The sequence below is a fragment of the Streptomyces sp. NPDC091280 genome (assembly GCF_044768565.1).
Classification (GTDB): domain Bacteria; phylum Actinomycetota; class Actinomycetes; order Streptomycetales; family Streptomycetaceae; genus Streptomyces.
This window is the reverse complement of sequence record NZ_JBIVUZ010000010.1, coordinates 119,640-134,884: the sequence shown is the minus strand read 5'-3', so window position 1 is coordinate 134,884 and position 15,245 is coordinate 119,640. Positions and strand designations below refer to the sequence as shown.

Here is a 15,245-nt window from a genome sequence, read left to right as displayed (position 1 = left end):
CGCGACCAGCCCCCACGCACCCGCACCCGACGGCGAACCCGACTACGCGCTGACCGTCTCCCCGGGCAACGACAGATCGAGGTCGACCGCGACCTCGTCACCGCCGTGCGTCGCCGACGAGGCCAGCGGCCCGTGCCCGGCCGCCCGCGCCGCCAGCACGTACGCCCCCTCGGACGGCACCGCGAGCACATAACTCCCGTCCTCCGAGGACAGGGTCGCCCCCGCCTGCCGGCCCCGCCGGTCGATCAGGGTGACCTTGGCGCGCGCGACCGGTGAACCGTCCGCGCCGAGCACCCGCCCCCGGAACCCCCGCAGCAGTTCCCCGGCGCGCTCCAGGTTGGCCTGCTCCTCGCTGCTGAAGTTCAGCTGCGGTGCCCGGTTGGGCTTGGGCAGGAACAGCGCCATCAGCACACCTACGGCGACCGCACCCGTGGCGATCATGAACGACACCCGGAACCCGTGCATCGTGGGGATCGCGACCCCGCCCACATGGTTCGCGGTGTTGGCCAGCACCATCCCGATCACGGCGCTCGACACGGACGTACCGATGGACCGCATCAGGGTGTTGAGCCCGTTCGCCGCCCCGGTCTCCGAGGCCGGCACCGCGCCCACGATCAGCGCGGGCAGCGAGGAGTACGCGAGGCCGATGCCCGCGCCCAGCACGACCGCGATGACCAGGCTCTGCCAGGCCGCGCTCATGAGGCCGATGCCCGCGCCGTAGCCGACGCCGATGATCAGCATGCCGATGATCAGGGTGACCTTGGGGCCGTACTTCACCGAGAGGCGGGCGTAGACGGGAGCCGTGAACATCATCGTCAGGCCCAGCGGCGCGACCAGCAGACCGGCGGTGACCATCGACTGGCCGAGGCCGTAGCCGGTGGCCTTCGGCAGCTGGAGCAGCTGGGGGAGGACGAGGGAGACGACGTAGAAGGAGACGCCGACCATGATCGAGGCGAGGTTGGTGAAGAGGACCGCCGGGCGGGCCGTGGTGCGCAGGTCCACCAGCGGGGCCTTCAGGCGCAGTTCCATCACGCCCCACAGGACGAGGACGACGGCCGCCGCGGCGAACAGGCCGAGCGTGGTGCCGGAGGTCCAGCCCCAGTCGCTGCCCTTGGTGATGGGCAGGAGGAAGAGGACCAGTCCGGCGGAGAGGCCGATCGCGCCGAGCACGTCGAAGGTGCCCTCGGCGCGCATCGGGGACTCCGGTACGACCAGGAGGGTCAGGACGATGGCGAGGACACCGAGGCCGGCCGCGCCGTAGAAGAGGGCGTGCCAGTCCGCGTGCTGCGCGACCAGGGCCGCGAGCGGGAGCGCGAGGCCGCCGCCGACGCCGATCGAGGAGCTCATCAGGGCCATGGCCGAGCCGAGCCGCTCGCGGGGCAGCATGTCGCGCATCAGGCCGATGCCCAGCGGTATCGCGCCCATGGCGAAGCCCTGGAGCGTACGGCCCGCGATCATCGTGAGGAGATCGCTGGTGAGGGCGCTGACGAGGGCGCCCGCCACCATGACGGCCAGGCTGGTGATCAGCATCCGCCGCTTGCCGTAGAGGTCGCCGAGGCGGCCCATGATCGGTGTGGCGACGGCTCCGGACAGGAGGGTCGAGGTCAGGACCCAGGTGGCGTTGCTGGGCTCGGTGCTCAGCAGCTGCGGCAGGTCCTTGATGACCGGGACGAGCAGGGTCTGCATCACCGCGACCACGATGCCCGCGAAGGCGAGCACCGGCACGATGGCGCCGGACGGCCTCCGCGCGGGCTGGTCGGTCGACGTGTGCGTCATGGAGTGAGGCCTCCGGGCCGTAGGTGTGAGGTGATCGGTGTGACGTGATCCGTGCGGGATAAGTGCACGGTAAACCTCGTATGCATGGGCAACTATTCCGGTCCTTCGGGTCGCTAACGAATCCTTGACCGTCTCATGGATATCTGACTCTCCGTCAGCTCTGGTCATTTTCTGGAACGTGTTCTAATCTCGCCCGTCATGAAGGCCTATGTCGCCGGCGTCGGGATGACCCGGTTCGAGAAGCCGGAAAGCCGCGAATGGCAGTACTGGGACATGGTCCGGGAGGCCGGGAACGCCGCCCTCGCGGACGCCGGGATCTCCTACGCCGACGTGGAACAGGTTCCGATCGGCTACTGCTTCCAGCCCTCGACCGCCGGTCAGCGCGCCGTCTATGAGCTGGGTCTCACCGGCATCCCCGTCTACAACGTCAACAACAACTGCGCCACGGGTTCCACCGCCCTGATGCTCGCCCGCCAGCTCGTCGAGGGCGGGGCGGCCGACTGCGTACTGGCCGTGGGCTTCGAGAAGATGAAGCGCGGGGCCCTCGGCGGGGGCTCCGACGGCGGCGACTTCGCGACCTCCCCCGTGGCCCGGCACTACGGCGTCATGGCCGCCCGGCACGGCTTCGAGATGACCCCGCCCACCGCGCAGATCTTCGGCGACGCGGCCCGCGAGCACATGGAGCGGTACGGCACGACCGAGGCCCAGCTCGCCGCCGTGGCCGCCAAGAACCACCGGCACTCGGCCCACAACCCGAACGCCCAGTTCCAGGACGTCCACGACGTCGACGACATCCTCGCGGCCCGGGTCGTCCACCACCCGCTGACGAAACTCCAGTGCTCACCGACCTCGGACGGAGCCGCGGCGGCGGTCGTCGTCTCCGAACGCTTCGCGCACTCCCGCGGCCTGCCCGGTCCGCCCGTCGAGATCGTCGCCCAGGCGATGACCACCGACACCGAGGACTCCTTCGCCTCCGGCTCGTGCATCGACGTCGTCGGACAGCCGATGTCCCGGGCCGCCGCCCGGCAGGTCTACGAACGCTCCGGACTCGGCATCGAGGACGTGGACGTCGTGGAACTCCACGACTGCTTCTCGATCAACGAACTCCTCACCTACGAAGCCCTCGGCATGTGCGGACCGGGCGAGTCCGGGAAGCTCGTCGAGTCCGGGGCGACGACGTACGGCGGACGCTGGGTGGTCAACCCCTCCGGCGGGCTGATCTCCAAGGGGCATCCGCTGGGCGCCACCGGGATCGCCCAGGTCGCCGAACTCGTATGGCAGTTGAGGGGGACGGCGGGGGAGCGGCAGGTGCCGGGCGCCGAGGTGGGGCTCGCCCACAACATCGGCCTCGGCGGCGCCGCGGTGGTCACGCTGCTGCGGACGGCGTAGGCCCTGCGACCGAGTGTGGCCGGGGCGAAAAGCCGATGCCGGGGGCGCGGGCCGGTTGAGAGTATGTCCCTCATGTCCCGAGCCGCTGATGTCTCCCGAATATCCCGACTGTCCGGTGGTGGAAAGGGCGTGGCACCGCCCGCCTGGCTGATCGTGGCGCTCGCCTGCGCCGGACAGTTCCTCGTCGTGCTCGACGTGTCCGTCGTCAATGTCGCCCTCCCGTCGATGCGGACCGACCTGGGCATGAGCGCGTCCGGACTGCAATGGGTGGTCAACGCGTACGCCATCGCCTTCGCCGGGTTCATGCTGCTCGGCGGGCGCGCCGGTGACCTCTACGGCCGTAAGCGGATGTTCCTCGTCGGGCTCGCGCTGTTCACCCTGGCCTCCCTGTGCGGCGGCCTCGCCCAGGACGGCTGGCAACTCCTGCTCGCCCGGGCCGTCCAGGGACTGGGCGCCGCCGTGCTGGCGCCCTCCACGCTGACGATCGTCACCTCGGCGGTGCCGGAGGGCGCGGCCCGCGCCCGGGCCATCGCCACCTGGACGGCGGTCGGCGCGGGCGGCGGGGCGGCCGGCGGACTCGTCGGCGGAGTGCTCGTGGACACGCTGTCGTGGCGATGGGTGCTGCTGATCAACGTGCCCGTCGGCGCGGTGGTGCTGGCCAGTTCCCTGCGGTGGCTCCCGGAGAGCCGGGCCGGCGACGGCCGACGCCTCGACCTGCCCGGCGCCGTCCTGGTCACGGCCGGCCTCGGGGCGCTGGCCTACGGCATCTCGCAGACCGAGGCCCGCGGGTGGACGGCCGCCGCGACCCTGGCCCCGCTGGCCGCCGGACTCGCCCTCGTGTCGCTGTTCCTGGTCGTCGAGGCCCGCACGGCCGCTCCGCTGATGCCGCTCGGGCTGTTCCGGTCGCGGGCGGTGTCGTCGGCCAACGCGGCGATGTTCCTGAGCGGCTCCGCGATGTTCTGCATGTGGTTCTTCATGACGCTGTACGCGCAGAACGTCCTCGGGTACAGCCCGTTGGAGGCCGGGCTCGCCCTGGTGCCGAGTTCCCTGGCCGTCCTCGTCGGCTCCAAGTCCGCGCCGCGCTTCATGCCGGTCCTCGGCGCGCGCAACGTCGCCGTCCTCGGGACGCTGGTCGCGGCGGTCGGCTTCGGCTGGCAGTCGCTGATGACCGCGCGGGGGGACTATCTGACGGAGATCATGCTCCCCGGCATCCTGATGATGCTGGGCGCGGGCCTGACCGCCACCCCGCTGGCCGCGCTCGCCACGTCGGGGGCGGCGCCGGGGGAGGCCGGTCTGGTCTCCGGGCTGATCAACACCTCGCGCACGATGGGCGGTTCGCTGGGCCTCGCCGTGATGTCGACGATCGCGGCGGCACGGGCGGCGCAGGCCGCGGGCGGCGGCGGGAGCGCGCCGGAGGCGCTCACGGAGGGGTACGCGCTGGCGTTCCGTACCGGGGCTGGGGTGCTGCTCGGCGGGGTGGTGCTGATGGTGCTGTGGCTGCCGTGGCGCGCAGCGCCGGCGCCGGCGGTGGCGGCCACGGCGGCGCCGGTGCCCGCTGAGGGCGCGGCTTCCAGGAGTTTCGAGAAGTGAGGCAACGATCCGGGCGGCTCATGGACTCCTTCTGACATCTAGGAGGTGCCCATGGGGGATCGCACACAGGCTCGGGAGACTCGTGATGACGAGTTCCAGAGCTTCGTCATCGGCCGCTGGCCGCGGCTGATGCGGACGGCATTTCTGCTCACGGGGGAGCAGCACGCGGCGGAGGACCTGGTCCAGTCGACGCTGGAACAGGTCTTCGTGGCCTGGCGCAAGGTCGGCTCGGCGGACGATCCGGAGGCGTACGTACGGCGCGTGATGATCAACGCCCACGCCCGAAAACACCGCAGAAGGCTCAAGGAGTTCCTCGCCCCGAGGGACGACTCGGGACTGGTCCGCGAGATCGCCGACACCGGCGACCGCATCGCCCAGGCCGAGGACCGCAACACGCTGCTGAAGGCACTGGCCCAACTCCCCGCGCGGCAGCGGGAGGCGGTGGTGCTGCGGTACTGGGAGGACCTGACCGAGACACAGACGGCACAGGCGATGGGCTGTTCCGTCGGCGCGGTGAAGAGCAACGCGGCCAAGGGGATCGCGAAACTCCGCGCCATACCAGGACTCGCCGAGACGGTGACGCAGGGAGGGTCGAAGTGATGAGCGCGGACCGGGAGACGAACCACACCATGACGGACACAGACATCGCCCTCCTGCTGGCCGACGCGGCGGACGGGGTCGAGATCGGCATAGCCCCCTACCAGGCGGTGATCCGCGGCGGCCGGCGCCGCCGGGCCCGCCGCTGGGCCCTCGCCACGGCCGCGGCCCTGGTGGTCACGGGCGCCTCGGGCACCCTGGCCCTGGCCTCGCTCCGCGACGGCGGCGGCGTGGAGGTGACACCCGCGGTGAGCGGGCAGCCGACGCCGTCGTCGCCGCAGGAGAGGCATGTCTACGGTCCGCAGCAGACCGTGATCGCCGCGGGCACCCTGGGCACCGAGACCTGGACGGTCGCCGTCGACGAATGGGGAGCCCCGCGCGACGAGTTGGAGGCACAGACCCAGTTCCAGGCCATGCGGACATCCGGCGAGGTACCGGTGGACGTGACCAAGGCGTCCCAACTGGTCGGCAAGTCCTCGTTCTTCGTACGCCGGACCTTCGGGGACGCGAGCCCGCGGGTCATCACCCAGAACACCGTCGACCCGAAGGAGAAGATGACCGGCACCGACCTCGAATCGGTCGCCCTCTCCCTGGACCCGCAACACACCATGCCCCAGCGGCTGGTGATCGGCCAGGTCGCCACGACCGCCCAGGAGGTCACCTGCACCTGGAAGGACGGCACCTCGACCCTCGCCCACCGACTCCCGTCGGGCGCCGATGTGAACAGCGACGACTCGGGGATCCGCCCGGTGGCCGGTTCCGTCGACAACTGGTTCGTGTGCGTCGGCCCGGAGGGGACGACCTTCGACTCGGTGAAGGTGACCGGGTAGCGGCGGGCCGCACGGTCTCCGGCAGTCGCGTGCGGCGCCCCCGCAGCCTGAATCCGCCCTACAGCCAGCCCTGTTGGCGGGCCTCCCGCATCGCTTCCATGCGGTTGCGGGTGGAGGTCTTGCCGATCGCGGAGGAGAGGTAGTTGCGGACGGTGGACTCGGAGAGGTGGAGTTTCGTGGCGATGTCGGCGACCGTCGCGCCGTCCACCGAGGCCTTGAGGACGTCGCACTCGCGGGCGGTGAGCGGGTTCGGGCCCGCGCTCAGGGCGGCGGCGGCCAGGGCCGGGTCGACGACCGTCTCACCGGTCAGGACGCGGCGGATCGCGGCGGCCAGGTCCTCGACAGGGCCGTCCTTCACCAGGAAGCCGGCCGCGCCCGCCTCCATCGCCCGGCGGAGATAGCCGGGGCGGCCGAAGGTGGTGAGGATCAACACCCGGCAGTCGGGGGCCTGTTCGCGGAGTTCTGCGGCGGCGTCCAGGCCGCTCATGCCGGGGAGCTCGATGTCCAGGAGGGCGACGTCGGGGCGGTGGATCAGGGCCGCGTCCACGATCGCGTCGCCCCGCCCGACCTGGGCGACGACCTCAAGGTCCGCCTCCATGCCGAGCAGCAGCGCCAGCGCGCCGCGCATCATGCCCTGGTCCTCGGCGAGCAGCACTCTGACGGACTTGGCGGGCCGGTGGTCCCGGGGCATCTCATCCACGGGGCAAGCGTAAGGCCGGGGGCGGTCGACAAAGACTCTCCATTGTTCGCGTCCGCGAGTCTTGACGGTCCTCGGCCGCGGGCAAACAATCGCCTCGGAATTCCGGCAGCACTCCGGAATTTTCCGGACCGAGTCGTTTTCGAAAAACTTTCGACCGTTCGACATTTCGATCGCGAACAGGTTGGGCATTTCGACCGAACGGCGTCCGGGATATCGACCGGCCCGTTCCTCCGTGTGCCGGCCACCCGCATCGCCCCATCAGGCACAGCACCGCCCCACCAGGCACAGAAAAAGAGGTGCACCGTGTTCTTGAGATTCCTCCGCACCCGGCCGCGCCGGCTGAGAAACGCCACCCTGGCCGCCCTGTCGGCGCTCGTGACCGTCCTCGCGCTGGCCGTGGGCGTTCCGCAGGCGTCGGCCGCCTCCTCGCTGCCGTGCGACATCTACGCCACCGCCGGCACGCCGTGCGTCGCCGCGCACAGTCTCGTCCGGGCGCTCTACTCGTCGTACAACGGCTCGCTGTACCAGGTGCAGCGCGCCTCCGACAGCGCCACCGCGGACATCGGCCTGCTGACGGCCGGGGGATACGCCAACGCGGCGGCCCAGGACTCGTTCTGCTCCGGTACGACGTGCATCATCACCAAGATCTACGACCAGTCCGCGCGCCACAACGACCTCACGATCGAGGGTGCGGGCGGGGCCGGCGTCGCCGACGTCGGGGCGCCCGCGGACGCCCTGCCGGTGACCGTCGGCGGGCATCAGGTCTACGGCCTGGAGATCTCGGCGGGGATGGGCTACCGCGACAACTCCACCTCGGGCGTGGCCACGAACGGCGCCGCCGAGGGGATGTACATGGTGACCTCGGGCACCCACGTCAACGGCAGCTGCTGCTTCGACTACGGCAACGCCGAGACCAACAACCAGGACACCGGCAACGGCCACATGGACGCGATCAACTTCGGCACCGAGTGCTGGTTCGCACCCTGCTACGGCAGCGGCCCCTGGGTGCAGGCCGACCTGGAGAACGGGCTGTTCCAGTCCGACTCCGGGTACAGCAAGAACACGGCGAACACCGGCACCGGGGCGATGCCTTTCGTCACCGCTTTGCTGAAAAACAACGGTCAGGACCATTTCGCGCTGAAATACGGAAACGCGCAGTCGGGGAGTCTCACGACCACCTATTCCGGGGGTGAGCCCACCACGAGCGGTTACTCGCCCATGCACCAGGAGGGCGCGATCGTCCTGGGCACCGGCGGCGACAACAGCAACGGCTCCATCGGCTCGTTCTTCGAGGGCGTCATGACGGCCGGCATCCCGACGGACGCCGCCGACGACTCCGTACAGGCCAACATCGTGTCCGTCGGCTACGGCGGCTCGACCGGCACCACCGGCACGCTGGCCGCCGGTTCGGAGATCTCGCTGCGGGCGACCACCGCGTGCTGCACCGGCGACTACATCCGCCACCAGAACAACGCGGCGGTCATCTCGGCCATCACATCGAGCAGTTCGACGCTGGACAAGAACGACGCCACCTGGATCGTCCGCCGGGGCCTGGCCGACAGCTCCTGCTACTCCTTCGAGTCGCGGAACTACCCCGGTGACTTCCTGCGCCACTACAACTACCAGCTCTACCGCCAACCCATGGTCGGCACCGCGCAGTTCAGACAGGACGCCACGTTCTGCGCCTCGACCGGCAAGAGCGGCACGGGCACCTCGTTCGCGTCGTACAACTACCCGACCAGATATCTGCGGCACTACAACTACACCGTCTACATAGCGAGCGACGGCGGCTCGAACGCCTTCGACAGCGCCACCTCGTGGACGGACGACGTGAGTTGGGTGGTCACGGCTCCCTGGGCGCCGTAGCCGAATCGGCGGAAGTCGCCGGTTCCAGATTCAAGTCCGCCTGCTCCACCGGGAGTTCGGCGGTGACCGTGAAGCCGCCGCGTGGCGACGGGCCGGCCCGCAGGGAGCCGCCCGCCGCCGCGAGGCGCTCGGTGAGGCCCTTCAGGCCGGTGCCGCCGACGGAACCGGCAGCACCGGTGGCCGACTCGGTGCTCCCGCTGCCGTCGTCCGCGACGGTCAGCCGGGCGCGGTCCAGGACGCCGTCGAGGGTGATCTCGCAGCGGCTCGCGCCGCTGTGCCGTACGGCGTTGGTGACCGCCTCGCGGACCACCCAGCCGAGCAGGGCCTCGGTCTGCGGGGTCAGCGGCGGCCCCGACCGGCGGACCACGGGGTCGATGTCGGCGGCGGACAACGCGGAGCGGGCGCGGTCGAGTTCGGTGGCGAGACTGCCCTCGCGGTAGCCGGTGACGGCCTCGCGGATCTCGGTGAGCGCCTGCCTGCCCACGGCCTCGATGTCGGTGATCTGGTCGAGCGCCGCCGCCATGTCACGGGGTGCCAGGCGCCGGGCCGCCTCCGACTTCACCACGATCACCGAGAGGGTGTGACCGAGCAGGTCGTGCAGGTCGCGGGAGAAGCGCAGCCGTTCCTTCTCGACCGCCCGGCGGGCCAACTCCTCGCGGGCAGCGCGCAGTTCACGTACGGCCTCGGAGAGGGAGAGGATCGCGGCGGTCACCATCGTCGACAGGAAGGTGCCGTAGGCGACGTTGATCGCGCCCCAGCCCGCGCGGTACACGGAGACCGCCGCGGCGAGCGCGGTCAGCGCCAGGCCGACCTGGCCCAGCCGCGGGCCCCGCACCACGGCTCCCGTGGCGAGGCCGAGCAGCGGGAAGAAGTACAGCCAGCTGCCGCCGTAGCCGAGGGCGAGGCCGCAGGTGATCAGGCCCATCAGGACCAGTGCCACCAGGGTGGAGACGGCCGAACGGGTCTCCTTCACGAAGGCGCGGAACACGACGTAGATGTAGAGGGAGTTGAAGGCCAGCAGGCCCAGGCCGCCGATCCAGGGGTTGGAGGTCTTGCCCTGGAGGAGGTTGGAGAAGGAGCCCATGCCCATCAGCAGCCAGGGCAGCAGGGTGAAGCCGGTCGGCGGCGGACCGGGGTTCTCGGGCATTTCCCCCCGGCGCAGCGCCTCCTTCCGCGCGACCTTGAACTCCTTCATGTCGGCCCTCCACCGGGCCCGTGCCACCCGCAGCCGGCGTACCCGGCAGGTGATCCCTCGCGTCCAGGACATCTCTCTCGCTCCCCCGGTCACACGGTCCGCCCGGTCCGGCGGTACGCCAGCACAGCGTACGAACCGAAGGCGAGCAGCCAGGCCGTCAGTACCACGATCGCCCCGGGCGCGGGGGCGTGCCCGTCGGCGACGGAGGTGCCGAGCTGGGCGAAGCGGTTGGTGGGGGTGTATCGCGAGATCGCGCGCAGCCAGCCGGGGAACAGGCTGATCGGGAACCACAGGCCGCCGATCACCGCGAGGCCGAGGTTGCAGGCCATGTTGGCGACGCCGGTGGTCTGGGCGGTGAGGCCGTAGCCGTTGGCGAGGCCGAGCAGGGTGAAGGGGATCGAGCCGAGCCACAGCAGCAGCGCGATCAGCGCCCACTGCCAGCCGGCCAGCCGTACGCCGTTGACCAGGCCGCCCGCCGCGAGCACCGCGACGATCGCCGGCAGCACGGTCACCGAACCGGTCAGCGCCCGGCCCGCGACGACCTGGCGCGGGGTCATCGGCGTCACCCGCAGCTGCCGCAGCCAGCCGATCGCCCGGTCCTCGGCGACCCCGCCACCGGTGTTGAGCGCGGACCCGACCGCGCCGTAGGCGGCCATGCCGACCATCGCCGTGGCCTTGTAGCCGCTGTCGTCGCCGCCGAGGTTGGTGAACAGCAGATACATCATCACGGGCATCGCGATCCCGCCGATCACGAAGCCGATGTCGCGCAGGGTCCGGCGCACTTCGAGCCGCAGGTAGTCGATCATCGGACGGTCTCCGCTTCGGGTTCCGGTTCGGGTTCGGGTTCGGGTGTCGTCAGGGCCAGGAACGCGTCGTCGAGGGAGGCCGGGGCGACCTCCAGGCCGCGGATCGCGTCGAGCGCGGCCAGCGCGATCACCGTCGCGTCGGAGTCGTCGGTGCGCAACAGGGCGCGGTCGCCGCGTAGTTCGAGGCCGCGTACGCCGGGGAGGCGGACGAGGCCCTCGGTGGAGCGGCCCGCCAGGTCGAAGGAGACGAGGCTGCCGCCCGCCGCCTTCCTGAGCTGTTCGCCGGTGCCGTCCGCGACGATCCGGCCGCGGTCGATGACGACGATCCGGTCGGCGTGCGCGTCCGCCTCCTCCAGGTAGTGGGTGGAGAACAGGACGGTGTGACCGCGCCGGGCGTAGGCGCGCATCGACCGCCAGAACGCGTGCCGCGCCTCCACGTCCAGCGCGGCGGTCGGCTCGTCCAGCACGATCAGCGACGGGTTCCCGGCCAGCGCCACGGCGAACCGCACCCGCTGCGTCTGCCCGCCCGACAGCCGGTCCACCCGCCGCCCGGCCAGCTCGCCGATCCCGGCCAGCTCCAGGGCCCGCGCGATGGGCATCGGCGCCGGATAACGCCGGGCCACGAAGGCGACCAGCTCGCCGACGGTGACCCGGGGCACCGCCCGCGCCTCCTGGAGCATCGCCCCGACCAGCCCGCTCCGTACGGCCCGCTCCGGCGCCGCGCCGAACAGCTCGACCCTGCCGGCGTCGGGCGCGTTCAGCCCGAGCAGCAGCGAGATCGCCGTCGACTTGCCCGCGCCGTTGCGGCCGAGCAGCGCGACCGTCTCGCCGCGCCCGATCTCCAGGTCCACCCCGTCGACGGCGCGCACCGCGCCGAAGCTCTTGACCGCCCCCGCGAAGGACACCGCCCGCTCGGTCCCGCCTGTCTGTGTCATGACTACGACGCTACGAACCCGGGCCCCCGCCCGGCAGATGCGCTTGTACGGACTCGGGCAGGACAAATGTCATCGCCCGGCGGAGCTGACGAGGTGTCAGGAGCCTTCACAAGTACGGGACGCTCGGCTATACAAGGGTCGCCGGACTGGAACGCGTTCTAGGTCGGCCCGTGACGACCTCGGTGCGGCCGACGGTGCGGACGGCCGCACCGAGGTCTTCGACCACCGGCGATCAGGAGCCCCATGCCCATCGACGCAGCCCTGGCCCTCGCGGCCGAACCCCGGACCGGCGAGATCGCCTGGAACACCAAGGACGTCCAGCTCTACCACCTCGGCCTCGGCGCGGGCACCCCGGCGACCGACCCCGACGAGCTGCGCTACACCCTGGAGTCCCGGCTGCACGTCCTGCCCAGCTTCGCCACCGTCGCGGGCAACGGCTCGCCCGGTGTGATCAGCGGCCTGTCCATGCCCGGCATCGAGGTCGAACTCGCCCGGGTCCTGCACGGCGGCCAGTCCCTGCGCCTGCACCGGCCCATCCCGGCCCAGGGCACCGCGACCGCGACGGGCCGGATCGCCGCGGTGTACGACAAGGGCAAGGCGGCCGTCCTCGTGATGCGCACCGAAGTCGCCGACGCCGACGGCCCGTTGTGGACCAACGACGCGCAGATCTTCGTCCGGGGCGAGGGCGGCTGGGGCGGCGACCGCGGCCCCTCCACCCGCCTCGAACCACCGACCGGCGCCCCCGACAAGGTGATCGAGCGTGCCATCCGCGAGGACCAGGCGCTCCTGTACCGCCTCTCCGGCGACTGGAACCCGCTGCACGCCGACCCCGAGTTCGCCAAGCTCGCCGGCTTCGACCGACCCATCCTGCACGGCCTGTGCACCTACGGCATGACGCTCAAGGCCGTCGTCGACCACCTGCTCGACGGCGATGTCACCCGGGTGCGCGGCTACGACACCCGGTTCGCCGGAGTCGTGTTCCCCGGCGAGACACTGCGCATCCGCATGTGGCGGCAGCACGACACCGAGGTGCGCGTCGCGGTGAGCGCCGTGGAGCGGGACGACGCGCCCGTCCTCGCCGACACGACCGTCGAACACTCCTGACCGCCGACTCATGATCGCCGACTCCCGACCGCCGAACACCCCAGACCGCTGAACACTCCTGCACCAGGCCGGACTTGAGGGGAGCGCCCGATGCGCGCAGCCGTACTGCACGAGATAGGCCAGGACAAACTGGAAGTCCTCGACGACGTCGAGACGACGGGCTTCGGGCCCGGCCGGGTCAGGATCCGGGTGCGCGCCACGGGCCTGTGCCACTCGGACCTGTCCGCGATGGCCGGCGTCCTGCCCCAGCCGGCGCCGTTCGTGCCCGGCCACGAGGGCGCGGGCGAGATCCTCGAAGTCGGCGAGGGCGTCACCCACGTGAAGCCCGGCGACCGGGTCGTCGTGTGCTGGCTGCCGGCCTGCGGGGTGTGCGCCGCCTGCAAGCGCGGCCAGACCCAGCTGTGTCTGGCCGGGTTCATGAACGCGGGCACCCCCAACTTCCGGCGCCCCGGCGGCGATGTGTTCGGCTTCGCGGGCACCGGCACCTTCGCCGAGGAGGTCGTCGTCGACGCGGGCTGCGCGGTGCCGATCCCCGACGACGTGCCCTTCGACATCGCCGCCCTGATCGGCTGCGGGGTCACCACCGGACTCGGCGCCGCCCTCAACACCGCGGACGTGGAAGCCGGTTCGTCGGTCGCCGTGATCGGCTGCGGGGGCGTCGGCATCTCCGCGGTCCAGGGCGCCCGGCTCAAGGGCGCCGCCGAGATCGTCGCCGTCGACCCGGTCGCCTCGCGCCGCGAGTCCGCGCTCATGTTCGGCGCCACGAAGGCGGTGTCACCGGACGAACTGCCCGCCGTCAAGCAGGAGGTCACCGGCGGCGAGGGCTTCGACTACGTCTTCGAGGTCGTCGGCCGCTCCGCCACCGCCCGCACCGCCTACGAGAACACCCGGCGCGGCGGCACCCTCGTCATCGTCGGCGCGGGCGCCCTCGACGACTTCCTCCAACTCAACATGTTCGAGCTGTTCTTCGACGAGAAGCGCATCCTGCCCTCCATGTACGGCGGCGGGGACGTGCTGCGTTCCTACGAGCGCACGATCGCCCTGTGGCGGGCGGGCCGCGTCGACCTGGAGGGCCTGATCACGCACCGGGTGCCGCTGGCCGACATCAACGAGGCCCTGGACCAGATGCGTTCGGGGACGGCCCTGCGCACCTGCATCGAGATCTGACCCCGCGGCCCCACCGTCTCTCTGCCGAAAGGACCTCGATGTCACTGCCACTCGACGGCCTGGTCGCGATCGTCACCGGCGCCGGACGCGGGCTCGGCCGGGCCGAGGCGCTCGAACTCGCCCGGCTCGGCGCGGCCGTGGTCGTCAACGACTACGGCCAGCCGGGCCGGGACGGCTCGGGCGACGCCTCCGCCGGTCCCGCCGAACAGGTCGCCGCCGAGATCCGTGAGGCGGGCGGCCGGGCCCTCGCCCACACCGGGGACGTCGCCGACACCCAACAGGCCGGCGAACTGGTCGAGTTGGCGCTCGACGAGCTCGGCGGGCTGGACATCCTCGTCAACAACGCGGGCATCCTGCGCGACCGCATGGTCTTCTCCATGACGGAGGGCGAGTGGGACTCGGTGATCCGGGTCCATCTCAAGGGCCACTTCAACACGACCCACTTCGCGTCCGCGCACTGGCGGCGGCGGTCCAAGGAGACGGGCATGCCGGTGTACGGGCGGATCGTGAACACCTCCTCCGAGGCGTTCCTCGCCGGTTCCGCCGGACAGCCCAACTACGCGGCGGCGAAAGGCGGAATCGTCGGCCTGACCACCTCCACGGCCCTCGCGCTGGCCAAGTACGGCGTCACCGCCAACGCCATCTGCCCGCGCGCCCGCACCCGGATGACCGAGGACGTCTTCGCCGGTTTCCAGGAGCCCGAGGACGGCCTCGACCCCCTCGCCCCCGAGCATGTCGCCCCGCTCGTCGGCTACTTGGCCGCCCCGGCCGCCGCCCGCATCAACGGACAGCTCCTCGTCGTGCACGGCGGCATGGTCGCCATCGTCGAACGCCCGCATGTGCAGGCCAAGTTCGACAGCAAGCAGGAGACCTTCACCTACGACGAGCTGGACGCCGTACTCACTCCGCACTACGCGGGGCGGCCCGCGGAGGAGACGTTCGCGGCGGCCGAGGTGCTCGGGCTCAAACGGGAGCCGGGCGGCGGAGCGTAGGAAACGCGGAGCACCGGAAACGCCGAGCACGGGAAAGCGCGGGAAACGCGACGGCCCCGCTCGTCCGAGGACGGGCGGGGCCGTGTGGCGCAAGGTGCCTGACGTGGCGTCAGGCGTTCGCGTACTCCGACTGCTCGGACGGCTTGCGGTGGCGGCCGTGGGCGGCCGAATCGCCGTCCTGTGCGGAGACCGGGCCCCGGTGCCTGCCGTGGCCGGAGGTGTCCTGGGCGTCGGCGGAGATCGTCTGTGCGGTGCTCGTGTCGTTCATCGGAAACTTCACCCCGTAGTAACAAGATCC

Annotated in this window: 14 protein-coding genes; 8 read left to right on the top strand and 6 right to left on the bottom strand. The window is 71.3% G+C overall.

Annotated features, from left to right (window positions below):
• Window positions 1-42: 42 nt before the first annotated feature.
• Window positions 43-1,776 (bottom strand): MFS transporter, encoded by a 1,734-nt coding sequence (locus ACIQPR_RS29085; RefSeq protein WP_403654256.1) that lies wholly within the window; start codon window positions 1,774-1,776, stop codon window positions 43-45.
• 198 nt (window positions 1,777-1,974) lie between these two features.
• Here ACIQPR_RS29085 and ACIQPR_RS29080 point away from each other — a divergent pair, with 198 nt between their 5' ends.
• The 4 genes from ACIQPR_RS29080 (at window position 1,975) to ACIQPR_RS29065 (ending at window position 6,182) form a co-directional block, all read left to right on the top strand.
• Window positions 1,975-3,165, top strand: coding sequence for a lipid-transfer protein (locus ACIQPR_RS29080; protein ID WP_403654253.1), 1,191 nt, complete (start codon window positions 1,975-1,977; stop codon window positions 3,163-3,165).
• Window positions 3,166-3,237: 72 nt separating this feature from the next.
• Window positions 3,238-4,755, top strand: a complete 1,518-nt coding sequence (locus tag ACIQPR_RS29075) for an MFS transporter (RefSeq protein ID WP_403654250.1) — start codon at window positions 3,238-3,240, stop codon at window positions 4,753-4,755.
• A gap of 51 nt (window positions 4,756-4,806) precedes the next feature.
• Complete coding sequence (locus tag ACIQPR_RS29070) at window positions 4,807-5,355, top strand: SigE family RNA polymerase sigma factor (protein ID WP_403654247.1); 549 nt, start codon at window positions 4,807-4,809, stop codon at window positions 5,353-5,355.
• Between the two features lie 29 nt (window positions 5,356-5,384).
• Window positions 5,385-6,182 (top strand): hypothetical protein, encoded by a 798-nt coding sequence (locus ACIQPR_RS29065; protein WP_403654244.1) that lies wholly within the window; start codon window positions 5,385-5,387, stop codon window positions 6,180-6,182.
• A gap of 58 nt (window positions 6,183-6,240) precedes the next feature.
• Here the strand turns inward: ACIQPR_RS29065 and ACIQPR_RS29060 are convergent, their stop codons facing one another.
• Window positions 6,241-6,873, bottom strand: a complete 633-nt coding sequence (locus ACIQPR_RS29060; RefSeq protein ID WP_403654826.1) for a response regulator — start codon at window positions 6,871-6,873, stop codon at window positions 6,241-6,243.
• 312 nt (window positions 6,874-7,185) lie between these two features.
• Between ACIQPR_RS29060 and ACIQPR_RS29055 the strand changes: the two genes are divergently transcribed.
• Window positions 7,186-8,748 carry an alpha-L-arabinofuranosidase B gene (locus tag ACIQPR_RS29055; protein ID WP_403654241.1) on the top strand — a complete coding sequence of 521 codons (1,563 nt, stop codon included), beginning with the start codon at window positions 7,186-7,188 and terminating at the stop codon, window positions 8,746-8,748.
• On the opposite strand, the gene ACIQPR_RS29050 is transcribed toward ACIQPR_RS29055, so the two are convergent.
• Genes ACIQPR_RS29050 through ACIQPR_RS29040 form a run of 3 tightly spaced genes read right to left on the bottom strand, consistent with a single transcriptional unit; the run spans window position 8,726 to window position 11,684 of the window.
• The gene (locus ACIQPR_RS29050) at window positions 8,726-10,015 is read right to left on the bottom strand and encodes a sensor histidine kinase (RefSeq protein WP_403654238.1); all 1,290 of its coding nucleotides are present in this window, start codon (window positions 10,013-10,015) and stop codon (window positions 8,726-8,728) included. The two genes, ACIQPR_RS29055 and ACIQPR_RS29050, sit on opposite strands and share 23 nt — an antisense overlap.
• A gap of 17 nt (window positions 10,016-10,032) precedes the next feature.
• Window positions 10,033-10,749: an ABC transporter permease gene (locus ACIQPR_RS29045; RefSeq protein ID WP_403654234.1), complete on the bottom strand. Its 717-nt coding sequence runs from the start codon at window positions 10,747-10,749 to the stop codon at window positions 10,033-10,035.
• The gene (locus tag ACIQPR_RS29040; RefSeq protein WP_403654231.1) at window positions 10,746-11,684 is read right to left on the bottom strand and encodes an ABC transporter ATP-binding protein; all 939 of its coding nucleotides are present in this window, start codon (window positions 11,682-11,684) and stop codon (window positions 10,746-10,748) included. The genes ACIQPR_RS29045 and ACIQPR_RS29040 overlap by 4 nt, the downstream gene beginning before the upstream one ends.
• 243 nt (window positions 11,685-11,927) lie before the next feature.
• Here ACIQPR_RS29040 and ACIQPR_RS29035 point away from each other — a divergent pair, with 243 nt between their 5' ends.
• From ACIQPR_RS29035 to ACIQPR_RS29025, 3 genes are all read left to right on the top strand, one after another.
• On the top strand, window positions 11,928-12,788 hold the full coding sequence (locus ACIQPR_RS29035) for a MaoC/PaaZ C-terminal domain-containing protein (protein ID WP_403654228.1): 861 nt from the start codon (window positions 11,928-11,930) through the stop codon (window positions 12,786-12,788).
• Between the two features lie 90 nt (window positions 12,789-12,878).
• Window positions 12,879-13,955 carry a Zn-dependent alcohol dehydrogenase gene (locus ACIQPR_RS29030; protein WP_403654225.1) on the top strand — a complete coding sequence of 359 codons (1,077 nt, stop codon included), beginning with the start codon at window positions 12,879-12,881 and terminating at the stop codon, window positions 13,953-13,955.
• Window positions 13,956-13,993: 38 nt separating this feature from the next.
• Window positions 13,994-14,947: a 3-oxoacyl-ACP reductase gene (locus ACIQPR_RS29025; protein ID WP_403654223.1), complete on the top strand. Its 954-nt coding sequence runs from the start codon at window positions 13,994-13,996 to the stop codon at window positions 14,945-14,947.
• A 109-nt stretch (window positions 14,948-15,056) separates the two neighbouring features.
• Here ACIQPR_RS29025 and ACIQPR_RS29020 read toward each other — a convergent pair whose 3' ends face one another.
• Complete coding sequence (locus tag ACIQPR_RS29020) at window positions 15,057-15,215, bottom strand: hypothetical protein (RefSeq protein WP_403654220.1); 159 nt, start codon at window positions 15,213-15,215, stop codon at window positions 15,057-15,059.
• Window positions 15,216-15,245 lie beyond the last annotated feature (30 nt).